31 protein-coding genes are annotated in these 26985 nt (G+C 69.8%); 23 read left to right on the forward strand and 8 right to left on the reverse strand.

What is annotated here, in order from left to right:
* Positions 1 to 15: 15 nt before the first annotated feature.
* The 4 genes from ACOMD9_RS12820 (at position 16) to ACOMD9_RS12835 (ending at position 3755) form a co-directional block, all read left to right on the forward strand.
* Complete coding sequence (locus tag ACOMD9_RS12820; protein ID WP_421415467.1) at positions 16 to 285, forward strand: MrpF/PhaF family protein; 270 nt, start codon at positions 16 to 18, stop codon at positions 283 to 285.
* Entirely contained in the window at positions 278 to 682 is a 405-nt protein-coding gene (mnhG, locus tag ACOMD9_RS12825) for a monovalent cation/H(+) antiporter subunit G (protein ID WP_421415470.1), read from the forward strand. The genes ACOMD9_RS12820 and mnhG overlap by 8 nt, the downstream gene beginning before the upstream one ends.
* 293 nt (positions 683 to 975) lie before the next feature.
* On the forward strand, positions 976 to 2373 hold the full coding sequence (locus ACOMD9_RS12830; protein WP_421415473.1) for a DASH family cryptochrome: 1398 nt from the start codon (positions 976 to 978) through the stop codon (positions 2371 to 2373).
* A gap of 101 nt (positions 2374 to 2474) precedes the next feature.
* Positions 2475 to 3755 (forward strand): lytic murein transglycosylase, encoded by a 1281-nt coding sequence (locus tag ACOMD9_RS12835; protein WP_421415475.1) that lies wholly within the window; start codon positions 2475 to 2477, stop codon positions 3753 to 3755.
* 15 nt (positions 3756 to 3770) lie between these two features.
* On the opposite strand, the gene ACOMD9_RS12840 is transcribed toward ACOMD9_RS12835, so the two are convergent.
* Positions 3771 to 4358: a PRC-barrel domain containing protein gene (locus tag ACOMD9_RS12840; protein WP_421415477.1), complete on the reverse strand. Its 588-nt coding sequence runs from the start codon at positions 4356 to 4358 to the stop codon at positions 3771 to 3773.
* 161 nt (positions 4359 to 4519) lie between these two features.
* Between ACOMD9_RS12840 and rloA3 the strand changes: the two genes are divergently transcribed.
* Entirely contained in the window at positions 4520 to 5095 is a 576-nt protein-coding gene (rloA3, locus tag ACOMD9_RS12845) for a retropepsin-like aspartic peptidase RloA3 (RefSeq protein ID WP_421415480.1), read from the forward strand.
* Between the two features lie 8 nt (positions 5096 to 5103).
* Here rloA3 and ACOMD9_RS12850 read toward each other — a convergent pair whose 3' ends face one another.
* Positions 5104 to 5817, reverse strand: a complete 714-nt coding sequence (locus tag ACOMD9_RS12850; protein ID WP_421415483.1) for a 16S rRNA (uracil(1498)-N(3))-methyltransferase — start codon at positions 5815 to 5817, stop codon at positions 5104 to 5106.
* A gap of 97 nt (positions 5818 to 5914) precedes the next feature.
* Between ACOMD9_RS12850 and phaR the strand changes: the two genes are divergently transcribed.
* The 7 genes from phaR (at position 5915) to ACOMD9_RS12885 (ending at position 10790) form a co-directional block, all read left to right on the forward strand.
* On the forward strand, positions 5915 to 6367 hold the full coding sequence (gene phaR, locus ACOMD9_RS12855) for a polyhydroxyalkanoate synthesis repressor PhaR (protein WP_421415485.1): 453 nt from the start codon (positions 5915 to 5917) through the stop codon (positions 6365 to 6367).
* An 80-nt stretch (positions 6368 to 6447) separates the two neighbouring features.
* Positions 6448 to 7740, forward strand: a complete 1293-nt coding sequence (gene purD / locus ACOMD9_RS12860) for a phosphoribosylamine--glycine ligase (RefSeq protein WP_421415488.1) — start codon at positions 6448 to 6450, stop codon at positions 7738 to 7740.
* Between the two features lie 47 nt (positions 7741 to 7787).
* The gene (locus ACOMD9_RS12865) at positions 7788 to 8228 is read left to right on the forward strand and encodes an acyl-CoA thioesterase (protein ID WP_421415490.1); all 441 of its coding nucleotides are present in this window, start codon (positions 7788 to 7790) and stop codon (positions 8226 to 8228) included.
* On the forward strand, positions 8228 to 9100 hold the full coding sequence (locus tag ACOMD9_RS12870; protein ID WP_421415492.1) for a phosphoribulokinase: 873 nt from the start codon (positions 8228 to 8230) through the stop codon (positions 9098 to 9100). Before ACOMD9_RS12865 ends, ACOMD9_RS12870 begins: the two co-directional genes overlap by 1 nt.
* Before the next feature lie 43 nt (positions 9101 to 9143).
* The gene (locus tag ACOMD9_RS12875) at positions 9144 to 9485 is read left to right on the forward strand and encodes a histidine triad nucleotide-binding protein (RefSeq protein ID WP_421415494.1); all 342 of its coding nucleotides are present in this window, start codon (positions 9144 to 9146) and stop codon (positions 9483 to 9485) included.
* Positions 9486 to 9641: 156 nt separating this feature from the next.
* On the forward strand, positions 9642 to 10286 hold the full coding sequence (coq7, locus tag ACOMD9_RS12880; protein ID WP_421415497.1) for a 2-polyprenyl-3-methyl-6-methoxy-1,4-benzoquinone monooxygenase: 645 nt from the start codon (positions 9642 to 9644) through the stop codon (positions 10284 to 10286).
* Positions 10287 to 10298: 12 nt separating this feature from the next.
* Positions 10299 to 10790: a DNA-3-methyladenine glycosylase family protein gene (locus ACOMD9_RS12885; protein WP_421415499.1), complete on the forward strand. Its 492-nt coding sequence runs from the start codon at positions 10299 to 10301 to the stop codon at positions 10788 to 10790.
* Positions 10791 to 10915: 125 nt separating this feature from the next.
* Here ACOMD9_RS12885 and ACOMD9_RS12890 read toward each other — a convergent pair whose 3' ends face one another.
* From ACOMD9_RS12890 to ACOMD9_RS12900, 3 genes are all read right to left on the reverse strand, one after another.
* Positions 10916 to 11335: an OsmC family protein gene (locus ACOMD9_RS12890; RefSeq protein ID WP_421415501.1), complete on the reverse strand. Its 420-nt coding sequence runs from the start codon at positions 11333 to 11335 to the stop codon at positions 10916 to 10918.
* A gap of 283 nt (positions 11336 to 11618) precedes the next feature.
* Complete coding sequence (gene murU / locus ACOMD9_RS12895; RefSeq protein ID WP_421415503.1) at positions 11619 to 12293, reverse strand: N-acetylmuramate alpha-1-phosphate uridylyltransferase MurU; 675 nt, start codon at positions 12291 to 12293, stop codon at positions 11619 to 11621.
* Positions 12290 to 13315, reverse strand: a complete 1026-nt coding sequence (locus ACOMD9_RS12900) for an aminoglycoside phosphotransferase family protein (RefSeq protein ID WP_421415506.1) — start codon at positions 13313 to 13315, stop codon at positions 12290 to 12292. The genes murU and ACOMD9_RS12900 overlap by 4 nt, the downstream gene beginning before the upstream one ends.
* A gap of 167 nt (positions 13316 to 13482) precedes the next feature.
* On the opposite strand from ACOMD9_RS12900, the gene ACOMD9_RS12905 reads away from it, so the two are divergent.
* The 8 genes from ACOMD9_RS12905 (at position 13483) to ACOMD9_RS12940 (ending at position 21801) form a co-directional block, all read left to right on the forward strand.
* Positions 13483 to 15909 (forward strand): LPS-assembly protein LptD, encoded by a 2427-nt coding sequence (locus ACOMD9_RS12905; RefSeq protein WP_421415508.1) that lies wholly within the window; start codon positions 13483 to 13485, stop codon positions 15907 to 15909.
* A 44-nt stretch (positions 15910 to 15953) separates the two neighbouring features.
* Positions 15954 to 16958: a peptidylprolyl isomerase gene (locus ACOMD9_RS12910; RefSeq protein ID WP_421415510.1), complete on the forward strand. Its 1005-nt coding sequence runs from the start codon at positions 15954 to 15956 to the stop codon at positions 16956 to 16958.
* Entirely contained in the window at positions 16958 to 18001 is a 1044-nt protein-coding gene (pdxA, locus tag ACOMD9_RS12915; RefSeq protein ID WP_421415511.1) for a 4-hydroxythreonine-4-phosphate dehydrogenase PdxA, read from the forward strand. Before ACOMD9_RS12910 ends, pdxA begins: the two co-directional genes overlap by 1 nt.
* 183 nt (positions 18002 to 18184) lie before the next feature.
* Complete coding sequence (rsmA, locus tag ACOMD9_RS12920; RefSeq protein WP_421415513.1) at positions 18185 to 19003, forward strand: 16S rRNA (adenine(1518)-N(6)/adenine(1519)-N(6))-dimethyltransferase RsmA; 819 nt, start codon at positions 18185 to 18187, stop codon at positions 19001 to 19003.
* On the forward strand, positions 19000 to 19398 hold the full coding sequence (gene apaG, locus ACOMD9_RS12925) for a Co2+/Mg2+ efflux protein ApaG (RefSeq protein WP_421415515.1): 399 nt from the start codon (positions 19000 to 19002) through the stop codon (positions 19396 to 19398). Before rsmA ends, apaG begins: the two co-directional genes overlap by 4 nt.
* A 32-nt stretch (positions 19399 to 19430) precedes the next feature.
* A complete protein-coding gene (locus ACOMD9_RS12930) occupies positions 19431 to 20276 on the forward strand; it encodes a symmetrical bis(5'-nucleosyl)-tetraphosphatase (RefSeq protein WP_421415517.1) in 846 nt (281 codons plus the stop codon).
* 31 nt (positions 20277 to 20307) lie between these two features.
* Positions 20308 to 20637: a thiosulfate sulfurtransferase GlpE gene (gene glpE / locus ACOMD9_RS12935; protein WP_421415520.1), complete on the forward strand. Its 330-nt coding sequence runs from the start codon at positions 20308 to 20310 to the stop codon at positions 20635 to 20637.
* A gap of 3 nt (positions 20638 to 20640) precedes the next feature.
* Positions 20641 to 21801, forward strand: coding sequence for a polynucleotide adenylyltransferase (locus ACOMD9_RS12940; protein ID WP_421415523.1), 1161 nt, complete (start codon positions 20641 to 20643; stop codon positions 21799 to 21801).
* 33 nt (positions 21802 to 21834) lie between these two features.
* Here ACOMD9_RS12940 and folK read toward each other — a convergent pair whose 3' ends face one another.
* Together folK and folB are read right to left on the reverse strand one after the other, a co-directional pair.
* Complete coding sequence (folK, locus tag ACOMD9_RS12945; protein ID WP_421415525.1) at positions 21835 to 22353, reverse strand: 2-amino-4-hydroxy-6-hydroxymethyldihydropteridine diphosphokinase; 519 nt, start codon at positions 22351 to 22353, stop codon at positions 21835 to 21837.
* Positions 22353 to 22718, reverse strand: a complete 366-nt coding sequence (gene folB, locus ACOMD9_RS12950) for a dihydroneopterin aldolase (protein WP_421415526.1) — start codon at positions 22716 to 22718, stop codon at positions 22353 to 22355. The genes folK and folB overlap by 1 nt, the downstream gene beginning before the upstream one ends.
* A 143-nt stretch (positions 22719 to 22861) precedes the next feature.
* Here folB and plsY point away from each other — a divergent pair, with 143 nt between their 5' ends.
* Complete coding sequence (gene plsY / locus ACOMD9_RS12955) at positions 22862 to 23449, forward strand: glycerol-3-phosphate 1-O-acyltransferase PlsY (RefSeq protein ID WP_421415528.1); 588 nt, start codon at positions 22862 to 22864, stop codon at positions 23447 to 23449.
* A 22-nt stretch (positions 23450 to 23471) separates the two neighbouring features.
* Here the strand turns inward: plsY and tsaD are convergent, their stop codons facing one another.
* Positions 23472 to 24509: a tRNA (adenosine(37)-N6)-threonylcarbamoyltransferase complex transferase subunit TsaD gene (gene tsaD / locus ACOMD9_RS12960; RefSeq protein WP_421415530.1), complete on the reverse strand. Its 1038-nt coding sequence runs from the start codon at positions 24507 to 24509 to the stop codon at positions 23472 to 23474.
* 310 nt (positions 24510 to 24819) lie between these two features.
* Between tsaD and rpsU the strand changes: the two genes are divergently transcribed.
* Together rpsU and dnaG are read left to right on the forward strand one after the other, a co-directional pair.
* Complete coding sequence (gene rpsU, locus ACOMD9_RS12965; RefSeq protein WP_086622362.1) at positions 24820 to 25035, forward strand: 30S ribosomal protein S21; 216 nt, start codon at positions 24820 to 24822, stop codon at positions 25033 to 25035.
* 131 nt (positions 25036 to 25166) lie between these two features.
* Entirely contained in the window at positions 25167 to 26984 is a 1818-nt protein-coding gene (gene dnaG, locus ACOMD9_RS12970) for a DNA primase (protein WP_421415534.1), read from the forward strand.
* The last annotated feature ends 1 nt before the right edge of the window (position 26985 follow it).

Consider the following 26985-nt stretch of genomic DNA (forward strand, 5'->3'; position numbering starts at 1 on the left):
TGACGAGGTGCTGACGTGGAGATCGTGATCCTGATCAGCCAGGTGCTGATGGGCCTGGCCCTGATCCTGGCCTTCGTGCGCGTCGTGCGGGGCCCCAGCCTGCCCGACAGGGTGGTGGCCCTGGAACTCTTCGCCAGCATCGTGGTGGGGCTGGTGGGGGTTCATGCGATCTCGACGGAGGTGTCGAGCTTCCTCGATGCCGCCATCGTCATCGCCCTGATGGGGTTCCTGGCCGCCATCGGCTTCGCCCGCTTCCTGGAACGTGGAGGTCCCCGCGATGATTGAGTTTATCAAGGGCGCCTTCATCCTCTCGGGGGCGCTGTTCATGCTGCTGGCCGCGCTGGGGATCCTGCGCCTGCCCGACCTGCTGACCCGCATGCATGCGACCACCAAGGCCGCGGCCCTGGGGGTGATCCTGATCATGCTCTCCGTGGCGCTGCACTTCGGCGCGGTCGACGTGGTGGCCCGTGCCCTGGCGATCATCGTCTTCATCCTGATGACCGCCCCGGTGGCGGCCCATGTGATCGGTCGCGCCGGCTACTTCGTGGGCTCCAAGCTGTGGAGCGGCACCGTCAAGGACGAGCTGCGACCCAACTACGACCCCCTGACCCACGAGCTCAAGAGCGGGATGGAGACCGAGGCCAACGCCAAGCGTCAGCCCCGGGAGACCGACCCTTCCTGAACGGTCGGGCGAGCACGACGAGAAGGCCACCTCCGGGTGGCCTTCTGCGTGATGCGGTCCGAAGGGGAGGCAGGATCGGATATTTCATGTACAATAATTGTACTTATAATTTTATCTGTCCATGATCTGTCTCGTCGAGGTGCCCCGATGCGTCCCTGGATCGATCTGCCCCGCCACTCCTGCGCTCACGGTGGGCGCTCCTCCCGGTGCCGGCGTGGCGCTCCCGGCTGGAAGGGGGGGCATCACGGCCGCGGGCGATGCGGCCTCGTCGGCTCCGTTGCCGACGGGTCGGCATGAGCCTCGAGATCGCCTTGCTGCGCCATGACCTGCGCGTGGGGGACAACCCCCTGCTGTGCGGGCCATTGTCCGACCATCTGCTCTGCGTGCACGTGCTTGACCGGGCCTGGCTCGAGCCGCTGGCGGGGCCCGGGGTGCCGCGCATCGGTCCTGCACGGCTGAAGTTCCTGTGGGAGAGCCTGATCGAGCTGCGCGGCGAGCTGCTCAGGCGCGGCAGCGACCTGCTGGTGCGCATCGGCGACCCCGTCGAGGTGGTGGCCGACCTGGCCCTGCATCATGGGGCGACTCGGTTGCGGGTGCGACGGGAGGCCGGCAGTGACGAGACCGAGACGGTGTGCACGCTCGGGCGTCGGCTTCGCGGCCGCTGCGCCGTCGTCCAGGTGGATGGCGGGATGCTGTTCGAGGAGGCCTCGCTGCCGATCCCCGTCGCGGCGCTGCCGGCCACGTTCTCGGCCTTTCGCCGCCGGGTCGAGCGGACAGGGCAGGTTCCCCGTGCCCGACCGTCACCCCTGACCCTGCCGCCCTGGCCGCGTGGTGCCGCTCGCGGCCTGCCAGCGTTGCACGCCTTGTGCGCCCGGGCCGCCGGCTGGCAAGCGGACCCGCGAGGGGCCTTTCGCTTCGTCGGCGGCGAGAAGGCCGGGCTCGCGCGCCTCGACCACTACCTCTGGCAGAGCGACGGCGTGGCCCGCTACAAGCAGACCCGCAACGGCCTGCTGGGGGCGGACTTCTCCACGCGACTCTCCCCATGGCTGGCCCTGGGCTGCCTCTCGGCGCGCCAGGTCCACGACGCGGTGCGAACCTGGGAGGCGGAGCATGGCGCCAGTGCGTCCAGTGGCTGGGTGATCTTCGAGCTGCTGTGGCGGGACTACTTCCACTGGGCGGGGCGGCAGGAGGGCAGGGCGCTGTTCGGTGCCCGCTCGCTGCCGGTGCCGGGGACGGCCTTCCGGGCCTGGGCGGCCGGCGAGACCGGCACTCCCTTCATCGATGCCGCCATGCGCGAGCTGGCTGCCACCGGCTGGCTCTCCAACCGGGCGCGACAGAATGTCGCCAGCTACCTGGTGCGGGAGCTCGGCGTCGACTGGCGACTCGGAGCGGCCTGGTTCGAGCACTGCCTGATCGACTTCGATGCGGCCAGCAACTGGGGGAACTGGCGCTACGTTGCCGGTGTCGGTCGCGACCCCCGGGATCGCGGGTTCCATGTGCTCCGCCAGGCCGAGCGGTACGATGCCCGAGGCGACTACGTGGCCCACTGGCTGCCGGAACTGGCCTCCCTGCCGCCCGGTGCGGGACGCCACCGGCCCTGGCGGGTGGCGCCCCGGCGCTTCCCGCGGCCGCTGGCGGTGCCGGCGCCGCGGGAGGACGGGGAGTGGCCGCCCGCCGGTCCCGAGGCGTGACGTGGGGGAGGCAATCCGGTGTCGATGCCTCTGGTCTGGGCGCGGGTTCTGCGCGATGATCACCCTGCCCCCGATTTTTGCCAAGGAATGCAGGAGTGACGATGCGCCGGATTCTTTCCACTTCCATGCTGCTGGCGCTGCTCGCCGGCTGCCAGAGCAGCCCGCCCAGCGAGGCCAGCGTCGCGAACGCCGCTGCCGAGGGCGCCGAGGCCCCGGCCGCCCACGCGGGCGACGGCTCCCGCGAGCACGCCGCCGAGGCGCCGCCCGCGGATTTCTCCGCCTGGCTGGCCGGCTTCCGGCGTGAGGCGCGTGCCGAGGGCATCAGCGAGGCGACCCTGGCCCGGGCCCTGGACGCCGTACGCTACCGTCCGCGGGTGATCGAGCTCGATCGCTCCCAGCCGGAGTTCGTGCGGCCGATCTGGCAGTACCTCGACAGCGCCGTCTCCGCCCGGCGGGTGACCCAGGGGCGGGAGAAGCTGGCGGCGCACCGCGACACGGCCCGTCGCATGGAGCAGCGCTACGGCGTTCCGGCCGAGGTGATCGTCGCCATCTGGGGGATCGAGAGCAACTACGGCGGCAACTTCGGCGACTTCGCGACCCTCGATGCGCTGGCCACCCTGGCCTATGACGGGCGGCGTCGAGACTTCGCCCGCGGCGAACTGCTCGCGGCCCTGCGCATTCTCGACCAGGGCGACATCGCCCCCGAGCGCATGATCGGCTCCTGGGCCGGTGCCATGGGACATACCCAGTTCATTCCCTCGAGCTTCGAGAGCTACGCCGTCGACGGCGATGGCGACGGGCGCCGTGACATCTGGGGCAGCATTCCGGACGTGATGGCCTCCACCGCCAACTACCTGGCGCGGGCCGGCTGGCGGTCCGGCGAGACCTGGGGGGTGGAGGTGCGCCTGCCGGAGGGGTTCGACCATGCCCAGACCGAACTCGCCACGCGTCGCTCGAGTCGCGAGTGGGCCGCCCAGGGCGTCCGCACGGCAAGCGGTGAGCCGCTGCCCGGCTTCGAGCAGGCCTCGGTGATCGCGCCGGCCGGGGCCCGCGGGCCGGCCTTCCTGGTCGGGCCCAACTACCGGGCCATCCTGCGCTACAACAATGCCACCAGCTATGCGCTGGCGGTGGGCTCCCTGGCCGACGAGATTGCCGGGCGCGATGGCGTGGTCCAGGGCTGGCCGCGGGACGAGCAGCCCCTCGCACGCAGCCAGGTCCGCGAGATGCAGCAGGCGCTGAATGCCCGCGGCTACGACGTGGGCAACCCGGATGGCATCATGGGGCCCAATACGCGCCGTGGCCTGCGTGCCTTCCAGCAGGCCATCGGCGTCACGCCGGATGGCTTCGCCACCCTCCGCCTGCTGGAGCGGCTGCAGCGCTGAGGTGCGAGGCAGCCCTCACCGGGACATCTCCTCGAGGGCATCGCTGATGGCCTGGCCGGCCCGTTCGGCGCCCTCCCGGGTGCGCTCCCAGGCACGCTCGGCACTCTCGCCGACGCGTTCCGCCCCGCGGCGAGTGCGCTGCCAGGCGCTGTCGGCGCCCTCCTGGGTGTCCTGCCAGGCCTGGCGCGAGCGCTCGCGTGCCTGCTGCCACCAGTCGCGGTCGTAATGGGGCAGGGCGGCGAACTCCTCCTCGCTGGCCTCGACCATCACCCGATGCCGGGTGGTGCCGTCCTCGTCGGCCCACGAGTCCAGCCGGTAGAGGGCGTTGGTGACCACGACCTCCCGGCCCCCCAGGCCCAGGGTGGCACCGCTCTGTACCACCAGGGCGTGAACCGCCATGTCGTCACCGAGCAGGATGTCATCGACCCGGCCGACGCGGGTGTCGGGGGCGGTGTCGAGGTGTACGTCGGCGTCGAGGATCGCGCGGGCCGAATAGAGGCCCTGGGGACCCTCGGCGGCCGGCTGGGCCAGGGCCAGGCCGGCCATCAGCAGTCCCAGGGAGGCGGGAAGCAGCGTCCGTGTCATGAGGTGTCGAGTGGTCATGGGCTCTTCTCCTGTCGGGTGCGGCGCGCGGTGGTGTTCACAGCATTTGCGAGCCGCGCCGGGGCGTCAAGCGGGGAACCTCCCGTGCCCGGCGAGGTCCATCTGCACGTTTTTTGCCTTTTCCACGTCACCGACAAGCTTGCATGAAGAGGAGGTCACCGATGATTGCCACTCCGCCACCCCTGGCCCCGAGTCGCCGGCAGCGCCGCGGGCTCGCCGTGCTGATGTCGCTGCTGCTGGCCGTCGGGATGTCCCCGGCCCTTGCCGACGAGAAGGTCTTCGGCTGGGTCGAGAAGGCGACGCTGGAGCCCTGGGGGGTGGAGGTGAAGGCGAAGCTCGACAGCGGCGCGCTGACCTCCTCTCTCGATGCCCGTGACATCGAGCGCTTCGAGCAGGAGGGGGACGAGTGGGTGCGCTTCCGCCTCGAGCTCGAGGACGAGGCGACCGGAGAACACTTCACCCATGAGATGGAGTTGCCGGTGTATCGCAACATTCGCCTGCGCGGTGCCGGCGGTAGCGACCGGCGTGCGGTGGTGCTGATGAAGGTGTGCATGGGCGACACCGTCTACGAGGAGCAGTTCAGCCTGCGCGATCGCGAGGAGATGTTCTATCCGCTGCTGCTGGGGCGGCGCACCATCGGCCATCTCGGAGTGCTGGACGTGCGCGAGACCTTCCTGAACGCCCCGCAATGTGACGAGGATTCACCGCTGGTCGCCCATGAGCCGGAGAAGGACTGAGACGCGGCTCAGAACAGTCGGGCGAGCAGGGCAACCACCGCGGTCTCCACCCGCAGGATGCGCGGGCCCAGGTGGATCCCCTCGCAGCCGGCGGCGAGGATCTGCTCCACCTCCCAGGGAATGAACCCCCCTTCCGGGCCCACCAGCAGCAGGGTGGGGTCGGTCACGCCGCGTGGGCAGGCCCGGGCCATGCCCGGGTGCGCCAGCAGGCCGCGACGCCCTTCCAGCAGCCCCGGCAGCACGTCCTCGACGAAGGGCCGGAAGCCCTTCGCCAGTGTCACCTCCGGCATTACCGTGTCGCGTGCCTGCTCCAGGCCCAGCACCAGGTGGGCGCGGATCTTCTCCGCGGCCAGTTCCGGCGACTGCCAGTAGCTCTTTTCAACGCGGCGGCTGTGCAGCAGGGTGATATGCTTCACGCCGAGTGCCGTGACGTGCTCCAGGCTGCGTGCCAGCATGCGCGGACGTGGCAGTGCCAGCACCAGGTGCAGTGGCAGCGTCGGGGGGGGAGGCTGGTCCAGGGCATCGATGGCGAAGCGCGCCTCGTGCTCGTCGAGGGCCAGCAGTTCTCCCCGACCGATGCCGCCCCCCTCGACACCCAGGGTCAGGCGGTCTCCGGGCCGGGCGCGATGTACCGTGCGCAGGTGGGCCAGGCGGCGCGGATCGCGGACCCGGGCGAGGCGGTCGTCCTCGAGGTCGGCGGGCGAGAGCAGGATCAGGTTCATTGGGCCTCGTGTGCCATAACGGCTTGCATGGACGGTGTCGCGGTGCACAATACCAGCATGGGGGCGATCGCCCCGACTCACGACAAGGAGCAGCGCCGTGCGCGTGATACGCAAGTATGCCAACCGCAGACTCTATGATACCGAACAGAGTCGCTACGTGACCCTCGAGGATCTGCGTGGCCTGATCCTCGATGAGGTCCCCTTCCGGGTCGAGGATGCCAAGACCGGCGAGGACCTGACCCGCACCATCCTGCTGTCGATCATCATCGAGCAGGAACAGGCCGACGGCGAGGCGGAGGTCTTCTCCAACGACCTGCTCGAGCAGCTGATCCGTGTCTATGCCATGTCCCAGCCATTGCCGCTGGCACGCTATCTCGAACAGGGCACCCGGCTGATGCTGGAACAGCAGAAGCATGTGCAGGACCAGTGGCAGCAGGCCATGCGGCACTCGCCGATGGAGCTGATGCGCGAGCTGGCCGAGGAGAACATGCGCTTCTGGCAGAAGACCATCGGCCAGGCCGGCACTAAGGACGACGACGAGCAGGCGTGAGGCCGGGCGCTCGGGAGGGCGATGGCGGCGACTTTCTGACATAATGCCGCGACGTTTCGAGATGCCAAAAGGTTGAACGGATGAAGGTTCTGATCATCGGCGGCGGTGGCCGCGAACACGCCCTGGCCTGGAAGGTCGCCCGGTCGCCCCGGGTGGAGGCCGTCTTCGTCGCGCCCGGCAACGCTGGCACAGCCCGCGAGCCGGGCCTTGAGAACGTCGACATCGCCGTCTCCGACCTCGACGGGCTGGTGGCCTTTGCCCGCGACGCGGGCATCGGGCTGACGATTGTCGGTCCCGAAGCACCGCTGGTCGAGGGCGTGGTCGATCGTTTCCGCGACGCGGGGCTGGCCATCTTCGGCCCGACACGGGCCGCCGCCCAGCTCGAGGGCTCCAAGTCCTTCACCAAGGACTTTCTGGCTCGGCACGCCATTCCCACCGCCGACTACCGGACGTTCACCGAGGTGGCGTCGGCGCTCGAGTACCTGGCCGAGAAGGGCGCGCCCATCGTGATCAAGGCCGACGGCCTGGCCGCCGGCAAGGGCGTGATCGTGGCCATGACCGAACAGGAGGCCGAGGCGGCGATCCGCGACATGCTCGAGGCCAACGCCTTCGGCGATGCCGGCGCCCGGGTCGTGGTCGAGGAGTTCCTCAAGGGCGAGGAGGCGAGCTTCATCGTCATGGTCGATGGCGAGACGGTGCTGCCCATGGCCACCAGCCAGGACCACAAGCGCGTCGGTGAGGGCGACAGCGGGCCCAACACCGGCGGCATGGGGGCCTACTCGCCGGCACCGGTGGTCGATGGCCAGGTGCATGAGCGGATCATGGAGCGGGTCATCCTGCCCACGGTGCGAGGCATGGCCGAGGAGGGCCACCCCTACACCGGTTTCCTCTATGCGGGCCTGATGATCGATCCCCGGGGCAACCCCAGGGTGATCGAGTACAACTGCCGCTTCGGCGACCCCGAGACCCAGCCGATCATGCTGCGCCTGCAGTCGGACCTGGCCGAGCTGTGCCTGGCCGGCGCGCGGGGCGAGCTTGCCGGGCGGCGCTGTGACTGGGATCCGCGTGCCGCCGTGGGCGTGGTGCTGGCCGCCGGTGGCTACCCGGGCCGCTATCGCAAGGGGGACGTGATCGAGGGCCTCGAGGCCGCAGAAGCCATCGGCTGCAAGGTCTTCCACGCCGGCACCCGGGAGCAGGACGGCCAGCTGGTCACCGCCGGCGGGCGCGTGCTCTGCGTCACCGCCCTGGGCGAGGGGGTGTCGGCGGCGCGCGACCTGGCCTATCGGGGCGTCGATGCCATCCGCTGGGAGGGCGTGCTGTGCCGTCGCGACATCGCCTTCCGGGCCATCGCCCGGGAGCGCGGCGAGGCCTGAGCCCCTCCGGCCTCGATCCATAACAAGATCAACATGAGGAGGCGAGCATGGAACGCGTCAGGCTAGAGTTTCCCGCAGCCGACATCGTGCACCGTCATCCCCTGACGGTGCGCGTCACCGACATGAACTACGGGCGCCACCTGGGTCATGACACCCTGGTGTCGCTCCTCCACGAGGCGCGCATCCAGGCCTTCGGCGCGCTGGGGCTCACCGAGTGGGACATGGGCGGCTACCCCAGCCTGGTGGCGGACCTGGCCGTCCAGTACCAGTCCGAGGCGCGCTGGCCCGATGCCCTGGTGGTGGAGACCGCGATCCCCCCTCCCGAGGGGCGGGTGATCAGCGTCTACCATCGCGTGCGGCATGCCGAGGGTGGTCGTCCGGTAGCGACGGCGAGGCTCAACGTGATGCTCGTCGACCCCGACGCAGGCCGCCCGGTGGCGATTCCCGAGGACGTGCGCCAGGCCATCGCCCGGACGGGAGGCACCTGATGTCCCGCGAGTATCCCATCATCGCCGTGACCGGCTCGTCCGGGGCCGGTACCACCACGGTCAAGCGTACCTTCGAGCGCATGTTCGCCCGGGAGGACGTGCACGCCGCCTTCGTCGACGGCGACGCCTTCCACCGCTATACCCGGGAGGAGCTGGCGCGCATCTTCCGCGAGGAGCCCGAGCGCAAGGGCGAGCTCTCCCACTTCGCGGTGGAGGCCAACCTGCTCGACCGCCTCGAGGCACTGTTCCAGGAGTACGGCGAATTCGGTACCGGTACCTTCCGCCACTACATCCATGCCGAAGACAAGCAGATGATCGAGGCCGGCTACCGGGTGGGAACCTTCACCGAGTGGCAGTCGTTGCCCTGCGGCACCGACCTGCTGTTCTACGAGGGGTTGCACGGTGGCCTGGTCACCGCCGAACACGACATCGCCCGCCATGTCGACCTGCTGGTGGGCGTGGCGCCGACCATGAACCTGGAGTGGATCCAGAAGATCGATCGTGACATCAAGCGGCGCGGCTACTCCCAGGAGGCCGTGATCGACACCATCCTGGGACGCATGGATGACTATGTGCGCTATATCCAGCCACAGTTCTCGCGCACCCATATCAATTTCCAGCGGGTCCCCACGGTGGATACCTCCAACCCCTTCGAGGTGCAGGACATCCCCACCGACGCCGAGTCCTTCGTGGTGATCCGCTTCCGCGATCCCTCGACGGTCGACTTCCCCTATCTGCTGGCGATGATCCAGGATGCCTTCATGAGCCGCCCCCACACCCTGGTGGTGCCGGGCTCGCGGCTGTCGCTGGCCATGGAACTGATCCTGGCGCCGCTGGTGCGCCACCTGCTGGCCCAGCGCCGCTTTCGCTGAACCCTGCCCCTTCCAGCATGAGCACAACGACAAGGAGCCAGTGATGGATTGCCTGTTCTGCAAGATCATCAACCGCGAGATTCCCGCCGATATCGTCCACGAGGACGAGCATGTGCTGGCCTTCAACGACATCAATCCCCAGGCCCCGACCCATGTACTGATCGTGCCCAAGCAGCATATCGCCACCCTCAACGACATCGAGGAGGGCGACCTGGCGCTCGTCGGCCGGTTGCAGTACACCGCGGCCAGGCTGGCAGAGGAGCGTGGCTTCGCCGACGACGGCTATCGGGTGGTGATGAACTGCAATGACCAGGGTGGCCAGACGGTCTATCATATCCACATGCACCTGATGGGCGGTCGACGCTTCACCTGGCCGGCTGGGTAGTCGGCGCGCTGCGGGCAACCGCACGAGATTCGGTGTTCGGCGCATCAGGTGCATCCTTCGACGCCACCTTCGGGTGGCGTCCTGCGCGGGTGTCGCGTCCGCTTCGCTCGGTTACAATGGGGGCGTTTCCCTGGCTCGCGCCGCGACGAGGTCATCATGAACCGCAAGCTCTCCCGTGCCGACAACCTGATTCACCAGTTCGATACCGTGCTGCGTACCCTGGTGCCCCACGCCGCCAGGGCGACTCGTCCCTCACCGGCCACCGAGGACGTCCGCGACGAGCCGCTGAGCGAGGAGGAGCGGCGTCACGCCGCCGGACTGATGCGTATCAACCATACCGGCGAGGTCTGTGCCCAGGCGCTCTACCAGGGGCAGGGGATGACCGCGAGGCTGCCGGAGGTGCGTGGCCAGATGGAGGAGGCCGCCCAGGAGGAGATCGATCACCTCGCCTGGTGCGACGAACGCCTCCAGGAGCTGCATGACCATACCAGCCGACTCAACCCGTTCTTCTACGCCGCTTCCTTCGGCATCGGTGCCGCGGCCGGGGCGATCGGCGACAACATCAGCCTGGGCTTCGTCGCCGCCACCGAGGAGCAGGTGGGCAAGCACCTGGACGACCACATGGTGCGCCTGCCGCCGGGCGATCATCGCTCCCGGGCCGTGCTGCGGCAGATGGCCATCGACGAGGCCCATCACGCCCAGCTGGCGCTGGAGGCCGGCGGCGCCCGCTTCCCCGCCCCGGTGAAGTTCGGCATGTCGCTGATGTCGAAGGTGATGACCAAGAGCGTCTATCGCATCTGAGCCCGGCGCCCCATGTCCGAGGAGATCCACCGCCGTTTCGTCGAGATCGCCGAGGGGCTGAGCCCCGTCCTGGCCGATGCCCTGAGGCGAGCCGGGCCGGTGGCCTTGCGCGCCGACGCGAGCCAGCCCCTGGCCGAGCGCCTGTGCCGGTCGGTGGCGGGCCAGCAGCTGTCGGTGAAGGCCGCGCGCTCCATCTGGAACCGCGTGCTCGTCGCGGCAGACGGGAGGCCCTTGACGGAGTTCCTCGTCGACACGAACGGTGACGCGATCCGTGGCTGCGGCCTGTCCGCGGCCAAGACGCGCGCGATGTGTGCCATCGCCCGGGAGGCGCGAGCCGGCGGGCTCGATGCAGAGGCGTTGCGCCGCCTCGATCATGCGGCGAGGTCACGCCGTCTCACCGCGCTCTGGGGCGTGGGCCAGTGGACGGCGGACATGACTCGATCTTCTACTTCGGCGACGAGGACGTCTGGCCCGACGGGGATGTCGCCGCCCGCAAGACCCTGATCCGGCTCACCAGCCCCAGACGCAAGACCGTGCGCACGGCCGCTCGCTTCACGCCGCACCGCTCCCACCTCGCCCTTTACATGTGGCGCCACGCGGATGCGCCGCCGGCGTGAGGGGCCTCGCCCTCAGCCGTCGACGATGGTGAAGGAGTGCGTGATCTCGACGCCGCCCTTCACCAGCATGATCGAGGCGCTGCAGTACTTCTCGGCGGAGAGCTCCACGGCCCGCTTGACCTGGTTCTCCTTCAGCCCCTGGCCGGAGACGGTGAAGTGCACATGGATCCGGGTGAAGACGCTGGGTACCTCGTCGGCCCGCTCGGCATCCACGGACGCCACGCAGTCGGTGACGTCGGCGCGGGCCTTCTCCAGGATGTTGAGGATGTCGAAGGAGGTGCAGGCACCCAGGCCCATCAGCAGCATCTCCATGGGGCGGGGCCCGGTGTTGCGTCCGCCGTGGTCGGGCGGGCCGTCGATGACCACGCTGTGACCGCTGCCCGATTCGGCAACGAACTGACGACCGTCGATCCATTTCACGCTGGCTTTCATGATTCGGGATTCCTTCTCGGTTATCGGAAAACCGCGGCAGCATAGCAGTCGTTGCCAAGCCCCGCAGCTTACCGGCAGCATCGCTCAAGGCTGTTCCGGCGACAGGCCCCGGAGCGCCGGACCGTCGATGGGGCGCTGTGAATACCTCCCTGTACGCTACGCCCTGCTTCGCTCTCGCGTCCCGCTCCGCTTGCAGGTCCGGTGCTGGCCAGCCCGTTCGGAGCAGTGCTCCTCACCCCTGGCGCAGGACCCCCTCTACGACCTGTCCCCGGCGCCTCTCGCTCTAGGAGGTATGCCTATAGCGCAGGCGGCGGTCGAGCTCGGCCAGCCGCTCCGGGGTGCCCACATCGACCCACCGGCCGCGGTGGTGCTGGCCGCCCACGCGGCCCTCGCCCATGGCGTCACGCAGCAGTGGTGCCAGGGCGAAGGCACCGGGGGGACGGTCCGCCACCAGGGCCGGGGCGACCAGGCTGATGCCGGCGAAGGTGAGGCGCGGCTCGCCCCGGGCATGGACGCGTCCGTGGTCATCCAGGTGGAAGTCGCCCCGGGGATGGTGGACGGGGTTGTCCACCAGTACCAGGTGGGCGAGGTCGTCGCCCGGCGACGGCAGGTCGGCCGGGTCCAGGTCGCACCACACATCGCCGTTGACCAGCAGGAAGGGCGCCTCCCCGAGCAGGGGCAGCGCCTGACGGATGCCGCCGCCGGTCTCCAGCGGCGTCGCCTCGCGGCTCCAGGCGATGCGCACGCCGAAGTCGCTGCCATCCCCCAGTGCCGCGATGATCTGCTCGGCCCGGTAGCTGACGTTGATCACCACCTCGTTGATGCCCCCCGCGGCCAGCCGCTCCAGGTGGTGGACGATCAGCGGCTTGCCGCCCACCGGCAGCAGCGGCTTGGGGCAGTGGTCGGTGAGGGGTCGCATGCGGGTGCCGAGCCCGGCGGCCAGGATCATCGCCTTCATGCGCCTGCCTCCAGCCGCTCGGCCAGGGCCGGGCGAAACGCCTCGGCGAGCCAGTGTCGGAAGGCCTCATGATCGGGCAGGCTCGCCAGGCTGTCGTCGAGGTGGTCGAGGAAGTGCGGCAGTCGCTCGAGGTAGCCGTCGCGGCCGTCGCGCAGGGTCAGGCGGCAGAAGATGCCCAGTACCTTGAGGGCGCGTTGGGCGGCCATGGCCTGCACCTGGCGATGGAAGGTCACCGGGTCGACATCGGCCGGCAGGCGTCCCTCCTCGATGGCGCGCCGGCGGAAGGCCTCGACCCAGGCGTCGAAGCGCGCCGGCGGGAAACGGCAGTAGCGTCCGCGCAACAGCGAGATCAGGTCGTAGCTGAGCGGGCCCGCCACGGCGTCCTGGAAGTCGATCAGGGTGAGGGCGCCGTCATGGACCATCAGGTTCATGGCGTCGAAGTCGCGATGCACCGTGACCACCGGCTGCGCCAGCGCGGCGTCGATCAGGGCCTCGCGCAGGGCCGACCAGCCCGGCGGCGGGGACATGCCGAGCCACTCGCCCAGGCACCAGTCGGGGAAGAGGTCGAGCTCGCGGCCCAGCAGCGCCGCGTCGTAGGCGGGCAGCCCCGCGGGGGCGGCACGGTTCTGCAGTTCGTGGAGCAGCATGAGGGCGCGTTCGTGCCAGGCCAGGGTGTCCGGATGGGTGTCGCCATGGAAGCGCGCCTGCAGCGGGGTGTCACCCAGGTCGTCGAGCTCGAGGAAGCCGGCGGCCAGGTCCACGCCATGGAGGTGTGGCACCGGCAGGCCGGCGGCACGCCAGCGGCGGGCGATGGTCACGAAGGGCTGGCTGTCCTCCTGCTCGGGAGGGGCATCCATCAGCATGCGCGTGGTGCCATCGGGGAGGTACAGCCGGAAGTAGCGGCGGAAGCTGGCATCGCCGGCGGCCAGGCGCAGGTCGAGGGTCTCGGGCGCCATGCCGTGGCATCGGGCGGCCCAGTGGCGCAGTCGTTCGCTTCGCGTGGCGGGGGCGGCCTGGGACATGCTGGCTCCTGGTTCGCGGGTCGGGCTGGATGGTCAGGCCCGGTTGACGGGTCCGTGGCGTGACCGCATGCTGAGCCCACCATCGCCGGCCCCTTCAGGATGCCGGCGGGACAGGCCCCGTGCGGTCTGTATAATACCGGTTCATCCCGCCAAGGACATCGAGGAACATGGGCAAGCGACTCACATGGACGGCCCTGGCCGGCCTGGCGACTTCCGGCCTGCTCAGCGCGCCGCTCTCGGCGGCGCCTCCCGAGCCGCTGCCGGCCGAGTCGCTGGACTGGCAGGCCTGGGGAGACGACCGTCCCGCGGATGCCCTGTGCCGGGGAGCCTACGTGATGCCCGGCTACCGGCTGCCGGCCCCCGAGGGGGAGCGGGTGAGCAGCGAGTCGGACAGCGCCCACTACGGCGCGGACGGCGAAACCATCCTCGGTGGCGAGGTGATCCTGAGGCGCGGCACCTCCCAGCTCGAGGCGCCGCGGGTGCGGGTGCCGGGCTCGCGGGAGAGCGCCTTCGCCGAGGGCCCCCTGGCGCTGCGCGACCAGAACCTCCTGGTGCGGGGGCAGGCTGGCGAGTTTTCGCTGACCAGTGACGCGGCGAGCATCGACAGCGCCCACTACGTGGTCCATGACCGCCACCTGCGTGGCGATGCCGTGCGGCTGGAGCGTCTCGCGGATGGCCGCTACCGCCTCTCGGAGGCGAGCTTCACCAGCTGCGACCCGGGCAGCGAGCTGTGGCGCTTGATCGGCAACGACGTGGTGCTCGACCGCGAGAGCGGCTTCGGCACGGCGCGCCATGCCCGCCTGGAAATGGGGCGGGTACCGGTCTTCTACTGGCCCTGGGTACGCTTTCCCATCGATGACCGCCGCCACACCGGCTTCCTCTGGCCGGCGCTCGGGCTCTCCAGCGATGCCCTGGACTATGCCCAGCCGTTCTACTGGAACATCGCCCCCAACCGTGACGCCACCATCACCCCGCGCTGGATCACCGACCGGGGCCTGCTGCTGGGCGGCGAGTACCGCTACCTCTTCCCGAGCGACGCCGGCCAGATCGAGGGGGCCTTCCTCTCCAGCGACGACGGCGGCTCCAGCGACAACCCCGACGATGCCTCGCGGCGCCACGAGGGCGAGGACCGCTGGTACGTCGATTACCGCCATGCCGGCCGCTTCGATGCCCGTACCCGTTACCGGCTGCGCTACGGGGCGGCCAGCGACGGGCGCTACTTCGAGGACTTCGGTCGCGACTTCGGCGAGCAGGGCACCTCGAACATGCCGCGGCTGGCGCAGCTCGACTACCGCGGTGACGTCTGGCAGCTCGACGCCCGGGCCCAGGGCTACCAGAAGCTCGACGACCCGCTGGCCGACCGCGACAAGCCCTTCTACCGCCTGCCCAGCCTCACGGCCAATGCCCGCTGGTCCCAGGGCGGCGGCTTCTATCAGCAGTGGCGTTCCAACGCCACCCACTTCTGGCGGGACGTGGACGAGACCCGGGTGCCCCTGCGCGAGTCGGCCACCGGCAGCCGGCTGCACCTCTCGCCGGCCACCGGCTGGCGCTTCGACAGGAGCTGGGGGCATCTCGAGCCGCGCGTGGAGTGGCTCGCCACCGCCTACGAGCTGGACTATGGCGAGCGCGACACCGAACGCGACACCAGCCTGACCCGCAACGTGCCGGTGAGCTCCATCGATGGCGGGCTGGTGTTCGAGCGCGAGCTCGACCTCGGCAGCCGCGGCTACCGCCAGACCCTCGAGCCACGGCTCAACTACGCCTACGTGCCGGCGCGGGACCAGAGCGAGTTTCCCGAATTCGACACCCGCGAGCGGGCCTTCTCATGGAACCAGCTCTGGTCGCCTCACCGCTTCTCGGGGGCTGACCGGGTGGGCGATCTCAACCGGCTGTCGGCCGGTACCGAGACGCGCCTGCTGGAGGACGCGGGCGGCCGTGAGCGCCTCTCGCTGGGCGTCGGCCAGGCATTCTACTTCGATGACCGCACCATCGACATGAACGGGGACCCCGATACCCTGCCGACGAATTTCGAGCGCCGCTACAATGCCACCCGGGACCGTTCGCCGGTGGTCACCCGGCTCGACTGGCGCATCAACGACCAGTGGCGCTCGCGTTGGCAGTGGTTCTACGACGACCGCCGGGATCTCACCGAGCGGGCCTCCGTCGACCTGCAGTATCGGGCCTCGGCCGGCCATGTAGTGAACCTTGGCTACCGTTGGGAACTCGAAGGCTTCGACCCCTCGGTGGAGCCGGGCGACGACGACTTCCGCAACTTCAACCGCGAGGAGTACGATCTGTCGTTTGCCTGGAAGGCGAGCCCCCGGGTCGACATGATCGGTCGCTTCCTCTATGACCACACCAACAGCCGGGCGCTGGAGCAACTGGCGGGTGTGCAGTGGAACGACTGTTGCTATGGTCTGCAGCTGGTCTGGCGCGAATGGATCGACGACAACGACACGGCCCGCATCGATGATGACTTCACCGAACGCGGTATCTTCCTGCGTTTCGTGTTCAAGGGCCTGGGCGGCGTGGGTCAGGAAGCCGACAGCTATTTCGAGGAGGCCATTCCGGGCTACCGTTCCACCGCCTTCTGACCCGGAGGCCACCAATGAGAGAATCGATGAGAGGAAAGAACGTTATGCGCAGTCGACGTACCGCCATCCTGGGCGCCGGCCTGGCCCTGGCCCTGTCTCTCGGGGGGCTGCCGCTGGTCAGCCAGGCCCAGAGCTTCCAGCCGACGGAACGTCAGGCACTGGATCGCATCGTGGCGGTCGTCAACGAGGGGGCGATCATGGAGAGCGAGCTGGCCGAGCGTGTCGCCCAGACCCGCAGCCAGCTCGCCGGGCGTGGCATCCAGATGCCGTCCGAGCGGGTCCTGCGCGAGCAGGTACTCGACCGCATGATCGTCGAGGAGATCCAGCTGCAGATGGCCCGCGATGCGGGACTCTCCGTCGACGACACCGAGCTCAACCGGCAGGTGCGTGCCATCGCCGAGAGCAACGGCATGACCCTGGAGCAGTTCGCCGATGCCCTGGAGGCCGATGGCCTGACCCTGGCGGCGGTGCGCGAGGAGGTGCGCCGCGAGATGGTGATGCGCGAACTGCAGCAGCGCCGGGTGGCCAACCGGGTCAACGTCAGTGATCGCGAAGTCGAGCGTTTCCTCGAGCAGCAGGGCGGCGGCAACGGCCAGGTGGCGCTCGAGGAGCATCGTGCCCGCCATATCCTGATCGACCTCGGGGCGGACCGCGATGATGACCAGGCACTCGAACTGGCCGAGCAGGTGCGCAGTCGCCTCGAGGCCGGCGAGAGCTTCGCCGCGCTGGCCCAGGAGTTCAGCAGCGACCGCGGCAGTGCCATGAACGGCGGGGAGCTCGGCTGGGTGCGTCCCGGCCAGACCGTCCCGCCCTTCGAGGAGGCCCTGGAAGGGCTCGAGATCGGTGAGGTCTCGGCGCCGGTGCGCTCCCAGTACGGCTACCACCTGATCCAGGTGGAGGAGCGCCGGCAGCTGGACGTCAGCGGTGAGGCGCGGCGCGACCAGGTACGCCAGGCACTGTTCCAGCGCAAGGCCAACGAGGAGCTCGAGGTGTGGCTGCAGGAGATCCGTTCCCAGGCCTTCGTCGACAACCGGCTCGACAGTCGCTGATGGCATCGGCCCCGGTGCTGGCCCTGACCACCGGCGAACCCGCCGGCATCGGGCCCGAGCTGGCGGTGATGCTGGCGGCCGAGGGCGTTCCGGCGGCGCAGCTGGTGGCGGTGGGCGACCGCGCCCTGCTGGCCGAGCGGGCCGCCCGTATCGGTCGTGACATCGAACTCGTCGAGCTCGCACCGGGCGATCCCATGCCGGCGCCTCGCCCCGGCCTGCTGCCGGTGTGGCCGGTGGCCCTGCGCGTACCCGCGACCCCCGGCGTACTCGATCCGGCCAATGCCGCCTACGTGCTCGAGACCCTGGACGTGGCCATCCATGCCTGCCGCCACGGCCGTGCCGACGGCATGGTCACCGCGCCGCTGCACAAGGGCGTGATCCTCGATGCCGGCCACGTCGGCTTCAGCGGCCACACCGAATACCTTCGCGATGCCTGCGGGCTCGACGAGGTGGTGATGCTGCTGGCCACCGACAGTGCCCTGCACGCCAGCCGGCCCGACTGGCGGGGCGGTGGTGCGCTGCGGGTGGCGCTGGCCACCACCCACCTGCCGCTGCGCGAGGTGAGCGATGCCATCACCGGGCCCCGCCTGGTACGGCTGCTGCGCATCCTCGATGCCGACCTGCGGCGCTGGTTCGGCATCGCGGCGCCGCGCATCGCCGTCTGCGGGCTCAACCCCCACGCGGGGGAGGGCGGCCACCTGGGGCGGGAGGAGCTGGACGTCATCATCCCGGCCCTCGAGACGCTGCGCGCCGAGGGCATCGCCCTTGACGGCCCGCTCCCCGCCGATACCCTGTTCACGCCGCGCCACCTCGAGGGCGTCGATGCGGTGCTGGCCATGTATCATGACCAGGGGCTGCCGGTGCTCAAGTACGCCGGCTTCGGTCGTGCCGCCAACATCACCCTGGGACTGCCGCTGGTGCGCACGTCGGTGGACCATGGCACGGCGCTGGACCTGGCCGGCCGCGGTGTCGCCGACCCGGGCAGCCTGCGGGTGGCCGTGGCCCTGGCCGCCGAGATGGCAAGCCGCGGCGGTGGCAGCTAAGCCAGCATTCGGGCCGTAAGGGGGCGCCGGGGATAGATCGAAGCGGAGGTCCGATTCCAGGGAAGGAATCGGTAGCGTACATGGAGGTATTCACAGCGCCTCCGCGAATGGTCTATCGCCGGAACAGCCCCGAATCAGCGGTCATGCATAGTTAGAATATCCAGCATAGAAGGACACCCCTGAATGGCATCCCGCCCCCCGGTTCACCGGGCCCGCAAGCGTTTCGGCCAGAACTTCCTGCGCGATCCCGGCATCATCTCGCGCATCGTGCGCGCCATCGGGCCGCGCCCCGGCGACCGCCTGGTGGAGATCGGCCCCGGCCAGGGCGCGTTGACCGAGCCGCTGCTGGAGGCGGCCGGTGGTCGACTCGAGGTGATCGAGCTGGACCGCGACCTGATTCCCGGGCTGCGGGTCCAGTTCTTCAACCACCCCGGCTTCGTGATCCACGAGGGCGATGCCCTGAAGTTCGACTTCCGCGCGCTGCGGGGCGAGGGAGAGCCGCTGCGGGTGGTGGGCAACCTGCCCTATAACATCTCCACACCGCTGATCATGCACCTGCTGCAGGCCGGTGATGCGGTCGCCGACATGCATTTCATGCTGCAGAAGGAGGTGGTCGACCGCCTGGCGGCCGAACCGGGAGGGGCCGACTGGGGTCGCCTGTCGGTGATGGCCCAGTACCACTGCCGGGTCGATGCCCTGTTCGTGGTGCCGCCGGAGGCCTTCGTGCCGAGGCCCCGGGTCGACTCGGCCATCGTGCGCCTCACGCCCCATGCCGAGCCGCCATGCCGTGCGCAGGACGAGACCCTGCTGTTCGAGGTGGTGCGCCAGGCCTTCGGCCAGCGGCGCAAGACCCTGCGCAACAACCTCAAGGGGCGCATCGATGCCGCCGACCTCGAGGCGCTGGGGATCGATCCCGGTCGACGTCCCCAGACCCTGACGGTGGCGGAGTTCGTGCGCATCGCCAATCACCTGGCCGATGCCGGGAAAGGAGCAGCCTCATGACGCTGACAACCCCCGAGGAGCTCGACAGCGCCGTGCGCGTCGACGTCGAGCCGGCCTTCCGTGTCGAGGAATCGGCACCCGACGAGCAGCGCTTCGTCTTCAGCTACACGGTCACGGTGCACAACCACTCCGGGCGCAGCGTGCAGCTGCTGGCCCGTTACTGGAAGATCACCCAGGGCAGTGGCAAGGTGCAGGAAGTGCGCGGCAAGGGGGTGGTGGGCCAGCAGCCGCTGATCGGCCCGGGCCAGACCTTCCGCTACACCAGCCGGGCGATCCTCGATGGCCCGGTGGGCGTGATGGAGGGGGCCTACACCTGCGTCGACACCGCCAGCCAGCGTCCCTTCGAGGTGGCCATCCCGCCCTTCCGGCTGGCCGGCCCCAACCAGGTGCACTGAGTGCCCATGACACGCGAACCAGGGGAGCGAAGATGACCACCTATGCCATCGGCGACCTGCAGGGCTGTCACCGCGAATTCCTCGAGCTGCTCGAACGGCTCGACTTCGAGCCGCGCCGCGATCGGCTGTGGCTGGTCGGCGACCTGGTCAATCGTGGTCCCGATTCGCTCGCCTGCCTGCGTGAGGTAATGGCCCTGGGCGAGGCGGCCGTCACGGTGCTCGGCAACCACGACCTGCACCTGCTGGCGGTGGCGCGTGGCGGGGAAAGCGAGAAGCGTGGCGATACCCTCTCGGCGATCCTCGAGGCCCCGGACCGCGAGCGGCTGCTCGATTGGCTGCAGTCCCGGCCCCTGCTGGTGCGTGCCGCTGCCGGGCCCGGCGGCGCGGGGCGAGGGGGGGAGACGGTGATGACCCATGCCGGGCTGCCGCCCCGGTGGTCGGTGGCCTTCGCCGCCGACCTGGCCGGAGAGCTGGAGTCGCGGCTGCGCGGAGAGCACGCCGGTGCCTTCCTCGAGCGGATGTACGGCAACGAGCCGTCCCGCTGGCGGGACGACCTCGAAGGCGTCGATCGGCTGAGGATGATCGTCAACACCTTCACCCGGATGCGCTTCATCGACGCCGAGGGGCGGCTCGATTTCACCGCCAAGGAAGGGCTCGACAGTGCCCCTGCCGGCTTTGCTCCCTGGTTCCAGTACCCGCGTGCCGACGACCCCTGGCTGCTGTTCGGCCACTGGGCTGCCCTGCAGGGGCGGCTGCCCGGTGGCCGGGTCCGTGCCGAGGCACTGGACACCGGCTGCGTCTGGGGCGGCCGCCTGACGGCCCTGAACCTGGCGAACGGCGAGCGCATCAGTGTGCCTGGCCGCCAGGATCACCCCTGACATTCCCCCTTGCGACGATCCGGAGCCCGAGATGAGTGAGTCCGCCTTTCGACACCTGGACATTCCTACCCTGGGCGAGTGGCTCGCCGGAGATACGGCATTCACCCTGGTCGATATCCGCGATCCCGTGAGCTTCGCCCAGGGCCGTATTCCCGGCAGCCGTCACCTGGACAACGGCAGTATCCCGGCACTGTTCGCGGAAGCCTCCCGGGACCGCCCCCTGGTGGTGGTCTGCTATCACGGCCATTCCAGCCAGCAGGCGGCCGCCTGGCTGGCAGGCCAGGGCTTCAGCGAGGTCTACAGCCTCGACGGTGGCTTCACCGACTGGCAGCTGCGGCATCCCGAGCGGGTGGAACGCTGAGTCATGGGCGTGCCACGGGATCCGCGCCTGCAGGGGCTCGAGGTCTATCGGGTCGGTGGAGCGGTGCGCGATGCCCGGCTCGGCTGGCCGGTCTACGACAACGACTGGGTGGTGGTCGGCGCCACCCCGGAGGCGATGACCCGCCGAGGCTTCAAGCCGGTGGGGCGCGACTTTCCGGTCTTCCTGCACCCCGAGACCCATGAGGAGTACGCCCTGGCCCGTACCGAACGCAAGTCGGGCCATGGCTACACCGGCTTCACGGTCCATGCCAGCCCGGAGGTCACCCTGGAGGAGGACCTGGCACGCCGTGACCTGACCATCAACGCCATGGCCGAGACCCCGGGGGGCGAGCTGATCGACCCCCACGGCGGCCTGGCCGATCTGGAGGCCAGGGTGCTGCGCCATGTGTCACCCGCCTTCGTCGAGGACCCGCTGCGGGTGCTGCGTACGGCACGTTTCCTGGCGCGCTATGCCGGGCTGGGTTTCGTCATCGCCGAGGAAACCCGGGCATTGATGGCCGAGCTGGTGGACAGCGGCGAACTGGCCCACCTGGTGGCCGAGCGTGTCTGGGCCGAGACCGAGAAGGCCCTCGGCGAACCCTGGCCGGAGGTCTACTTCCAGGCCCTGGACGAGTGCGGCGCCCTGGCGCCGTTGCTGCCGGAACTGGTGGTGGACCGGGCGGCCCTGGACGAGGCACTGGGACGCCTGCACCGACTGCCCGAGGACATCGAGGCCGAGCAGGAGATCCGCTGGCGCTGGGCGCGGCTGGTGGAACACCTGGATGAGGCGCCGCGGGCGGCCTTGGCGGAACGGCTGCGCCTGCCCAGAGCCCACGCCTCCCTGGCGCGCCAGGCCGCGCTGACCCGGGCGCTGAGGCAGGAGGCGGGGCACGGGGCGCTGAGCGGCGCACGGATACTGGCCTGGCTCGACGCCGTCGATGCCTGGCGTCGCAGCGAGCGGATGGCCCCCCTGATCAGCCTGGTCAGCCTCGACGCCCCCGAACTGGCCGAGGACCTGGCACTGGCCTGGCGGCTGGCCGCCCAGGTCCTGCCGCGGATGCTGGTGGAGGAGGGGTTCCAGGGGAGGGAACTGGGCGAAGAGCTCGCCCGACGGCGTCGGGCCGCCATCGATGCGGCACTGGGGGGCGAGTCGGAAACCCGCTGAGTCGTGCGCTTCCGGCCCGCTTGCCAGCCGGCCTCAGCCTGGCGTCGAGATCAGTCGCCCCGCCCAGCGGAACGCCACCGGCCAGAGCCGCTGGTCGCTGGCCGCGAAGCTGGCCCAGAGGGCGCGATAGGTCTCGCCGTTGAGCGGATGGCGCGCCTCCGGCAGCAGTTCGGCCAACGGCAGCAGCACGAAGGCGTGACGCAGGATCTCGTCCCGCGGCAGTTCGACACCCTGGTGGACGCCGGTGAGGTCGCCCACCGTCAGCAGATCGACGTCCAGGGTGCGGGGGCTGAACTTGGGGCTGTCCTTGCGCCGCCCGTTGGCGAACTCCAGCTGCTTGCACCAGGCCTGCAGATCCCCCACCGTCCAGTCACTGTCGAAGGCCACCACCAGGTTGTAGAAGTTGCGGCCGTCCTCGAAGCCCACCGGCTCGCTCTCGAAGACCCGCGAGACCTCAAGCTCGCCGAAGGTGGCCGCGAGGGCATCCAGGCAGGTGCGCACATGACGGTCGCGGTCGATGTTGCTGCCGATGCTGACGCTGACCCGGGCCATCAGCTGACCTCCGGCGGGCTGCCGCGCTCGATGCGCACGCCCACCGCCTCGGCGGCGGCCACGGCGCCGGGCTTGCGCACGGTCAGCCGCAGCCAGCCGATGGCGAACTCCTGGCGCAGGGTGGTCGCGAGCCGCTCGGCGAAGGTCTCCACCAGGGCGAAGTCGTGCTCCCCGGCGAAGGCCTCGATGCGTTCGCTGATGGCGGCATAGTCCAGGGTCAGGGCGATGTCGTCATCCCTCGCGGCGGGGCGGATGTCGGTGGCGAGTTCCAGGTCGAGCAGCAGGCGCTGGGTGATGGTGCGTTCCCAGTCGTAGACGCCGATCACGGTGTCCACTCCGAGCGACTCGATCAGCACAAGGTCCATATCAGCGGCTTTTCCGGGGGTAGATGTGGCGGCGATTGTACGCGAGCTGGCCGCCGGACGACACCGCGAGGACGACGTCCGGCTGTCCTGTTGCGCTCGTGGCTGGCAGAATCCGTTGTCGGACAACCACAAGAGGCCGATCCGTGTCGGTTCAACCCGAACTCCTCCTCCCGCTGGTGGCGCTTGGCTACCTCAGCGGCACCTGGCTGGGGGCGCTGACCGTATGCCGGCTCGCCGGCAAGCGGGACCCGCGCCTGTCCGGCTCCTGCAACCCCGGCTTCTCCAATGTGCTGCGCCTCCATGGTCGGCGCCTGGCCCTGGCGACCCTGCTGGTGGATGCGGTCAAGGGCATGCCGGTGCTGTGGCTGGCCATGGCCATGGGGATGCCGCCCTGGGCCCAGGGCCTGGTCGGCCTCGGCGTGCTGCTGGGCCACAGCTATCCGGCGTGGTACCGCTTCCGTGGCGGCAAGGCGGTGGCCAGTGCCTTCGGCGTCATGCTGGTGCTGACCCCCTGGGTGGCGCTGGTCTGCGCGGCGTGCTGGTCGCTGCTGGCCTGGCGGGTGCGCACCGCCGCCATCGCCTCCCTGGCCAGTGCCGCCGTCGCCCCCCTGGCCAGCCTCTGGCTGGCGCCCGACCATGTCATCGTGGTGATCGGCTTCACCCTGCTGGTGCTGGCGCGCCATGTGTTCAATATCCGCCGTCTGAGCCGGGGTGACGAGCCGGGGCTCTAGCCCGTAACTGCCGGACGATGGCTCAGCCCTGGCTTGGTGCTTCCAGGCTATCCATCGGCCAGCGCGGCACGGCCCTCATGATGCCGGTCTCGTCGTGCTCGCCGGCCAGCAGCCGCTGGGCCCCCACGTAGGCGATCATCGCCCCGTTGTCGGTGCAGAAGCGCCCGCGGGGGTAGTAGGCCCGGGCATTGCGCTTGGCGCATTCACGCTCCAGACGCTCGCGGAGCCGCACATTGGCGCTCACCCCGCCGGCCACCACCAGCCGCTTCAGGCCGGTGGCATCGAGCGCTCGCCGGCACTTGATCACCAGGGTGTCCACCACCGCCTCCTCGAAGGCCCGGGCCACGTCGGCCCGCGCCTGGTCGTCCAGTGCCTCTGCCGCCTCCAGTTCGCGAATGGCGGTCAGCGTGTGGGTCTTGAGCCCCGAGAAGCTGAAGTCCAGGCCCGGCCGGTCGGTCATCGGCCGCGGGAAGCGGAAGCGCCCGGGGTCGCCGGCCTCGGCGAGGCGGGCCACATGGGGGCCGCCGGGGTAGTCCAGGCCGAGCATCTTGGCGGCCTTGTCGAAGGCCTCGCCGGCGGCGTCGTCCACCGACTCGCCGAGCAGCCGGTACCGGCCCAGGCCCTGCACCTCGACCAGTTGGGTATGGCCGCCGGAGACCAGCAGGGCGACGAAGGGGAAGGCCGGCGGGGCATCCTCGAGCATCGGCGCCAGCAGGTGGCCCTCCATATGGTGGACGCCGAGCACCGGGATGCCCAGTGCCCGGGCCATGCCGTGGGCGGTGCTGGCGCCCACCATCAAGGCGCCCACCAGCCCGGGGCCGGCGGTGTAGGCGATGGCGTCGAGATCGCGGCGGCCCAGGCCGGCCTCGTCGAGGACCTGCTGGATCAGCGGCAGCAGCCGGCGGGTATGGTCGCGTGAGGCGAGCTCCGGCACCACGCCGCCGTATTCGGCATGCATGGCGACCTGGCTGTAAAGCGCATCGGCCACGAGGCCGCGCTCGCTGTCGAAAAGGGCGACGCCGGTCTCGTCGCAGGAGGTCTCGATGCCCAGTACGCGCATGGTGATGGCTCGGTAGTGCGGGAAAGGGGCATATTCTACGCCCTTTGGGCGCGAGACGGCAGGGCCGGGGCGGAAACGGTTTGCAAAGCCTGGTGACCGGGTCTAGACTATCGTGCGCTGCAAGACTGGGTCGCGCACCCAGGTGGCGATTATCCGTGATGTCTCCGCCCGAGCCTTGTCTGTCAGGCACCGTCGCGCGACGGCCTGCCTGCCGGGAACGGAGGTTCGGGCATGGTGTTCACGGCAGGAGCCGCCCGCAGGGGTGTGCGTACTAACCGAACTCAAGTTTCCTAAGGTAGGTGAGTGCTTAATGCCTTCTGTCAAAGTACGTGATAACGAGCCGTTTGACGTCGCGCTGCGTCGCTTCAAGCGTTCCTGTGAAAAAGCCGGTGTTCTCTCCGAGGTTCGTCGTCGCGAGAACTACGAGAAGCCGACTGCAGAGCGCAAGCGCAAGGCGGCAGCTGCCGTCAAGCGTCACGCCAAGAAGCTTCAGCGCGAGCGCAAGCGTTTCGAACGGCTCTATTGATCCGTACTGGAGTCGGCCGCAGCGCGTTGCGCGGGCCGTCTCAAGAGGGATGCCAGGCGGCCGCCATCGGGTGGCCGCTTGTTTTTTCCGCCATGTGTTCGTTCTCGCACCGCTCGAGGTAGTTCACCAGGATGGCCGGTCAGATTCCGCAGCGCTTCATCGATGACCTGCTGGCCCGCGTCGACGTGGTCGAGGTGGTGGGCGAGCGCGTGCAGCTGAAGAAGGCCGGACGCAACCACTCCGGGCTCTGTCCCTTCCACCAGGAAAAGACGCCGTCGTTCACCGTCAGCGCCGACAAGCAGTTCTATCACTGCTTCGGCTGCGGCGCCCACGGCAACGCCCTGCGCTTCCTGATGGAGTACGACAAGCTTCGCTTCCCCGAGGCCGTGGAGCAGCTCGCTTCCCGTCTCGGCCTGGAGGTGCCCCGCGAGGGCGCGGACGATCCGCGGGCCCAGGCCCGGGAGCGCAAGCGCCAGGAGGGGGTCAACCTGCTCGAGCTCTCGGCATCCTTCTTCCGCGAGCGACTGAAGATGCCCGAAGCCGCTGCCGCCCGGGACTACCTGTCGCGGCGTGGCCTGTCGCCGGACGTTCAGCAGGCCTTCGGCATCGGCTATGCCCCCGACGACTGGGAGGCGCTCAAGCGCCATCTGGGCGAGCGGGGGATCCCCGAGTCGGTGCAGGTGGAGTACGGGCTGCTGGTGCACCGGGAGGAGAGCGGGCGTACCTATGATCGTTTCCGCGATCGGGTGATGTTCCCGATCCGCGACATCAAGGGGCGCACCATCGCCTTCGGCGGCCGGGTGCTGGGGGATGCCAAGCCCAAGTACCTGAATTCGCCCGAGACGCCGGTGTTCCACAAGGGGCGTGAGCTCTACGGGCTGTTCGAGGCCCGTCAGGCCGAGTCGCGGCTCGAGCGCCTGGTGATCGTCGAGGGCTACATGGACGTGGTGGCGCTGGCGCAGTTCGGTATCCGCAATGCCGTGGCCACGCTGGGGACCTCGACCAGCGAGGAGCACCTCTCCCGGCTGTTCCGGCTGGTGGGCGAGGTGGTGTTCTGCTTCGACGGCGACCGGGCCGGGCGCCAGGCGGCGACCCGAGCGCTGGAGACGGTGCTGCCGCTGATGATCGACGGCCGCCAGGCGCGCTTCCTGTTCCTGCCCGAGGGCGAGGACCCGGACACCCTGGTGCGCCGGGAGGGGCCGGAGGCCTTCAACGACCGGATCACCTGCGCGAGCCCATTGTCGGAGTTCCTGTTCGAGCAGGCGGCCGCCGGGCGAGACCTGGCGCGGGTCGAGGACCGCGAGCGCTACGCCAGCCAGGTACTGGCGGCGCTGGGGCGGTTGCCGGAGGGGGTGCTGAAATCGCTGATGCTCAGTGAACTCTCGCGCCGCACCGGCGTCGACCAGTCAAGCTTCCAGAACTTGATGGCGCGCCACGCCCCGGCACCGGAAGTGTCGAGCGAGGGGCGCGATGACGCCGGGGGGGAGGTGCCTCCTCCCAGGGGGGAGGGCAAGCGTGGCCCGGCCGGATCGCTGAGCCTGGCGGCGCGTATGCTGCAGCTGCTGGTCCACGAGCCGTCGTTGATCGAGCGGGTGCCCGAAGGCGACGACTGGTGCCCGACGGAGGATGCCGACGGTGTGCTGTGCCGGGAGGTGATCCGGCTGCTGCGAGCGGGGCGCTACCGCAGTGCCCAGGTGCTGCTGGCGCACTTCCATGGCAGTCACGAGGGCGAGCGGCTGGCCGCCCTGGCGGGACGTGAGTTGCTCATCCCGCGCTCGGCGAGGGGTGCCGAGCTGGATGGGTTGATCGAGCATTTTCGCCGGCACCAGCGGCGTCGCTCGCCCCGGGAGGAGATCGATGCCCTGCTGGCCAGGGAGAAGGCCGGGGAGCGGCTGTCGCGGGAGGAGCGCCAGCGCCTGATGGCGCTGCTGACCGAACTGCACGGCTGAT

The sequence above is a fragment of the Halomonas terrestris genome (assembly GCF_049166755.1).
In the GTDB taxonomy this organism is placed as follows: Bacteria; Pseudomonadota; Gammaproteobacteria; order Pseudomonadales; family Halomonadaceae; genus Halomonas.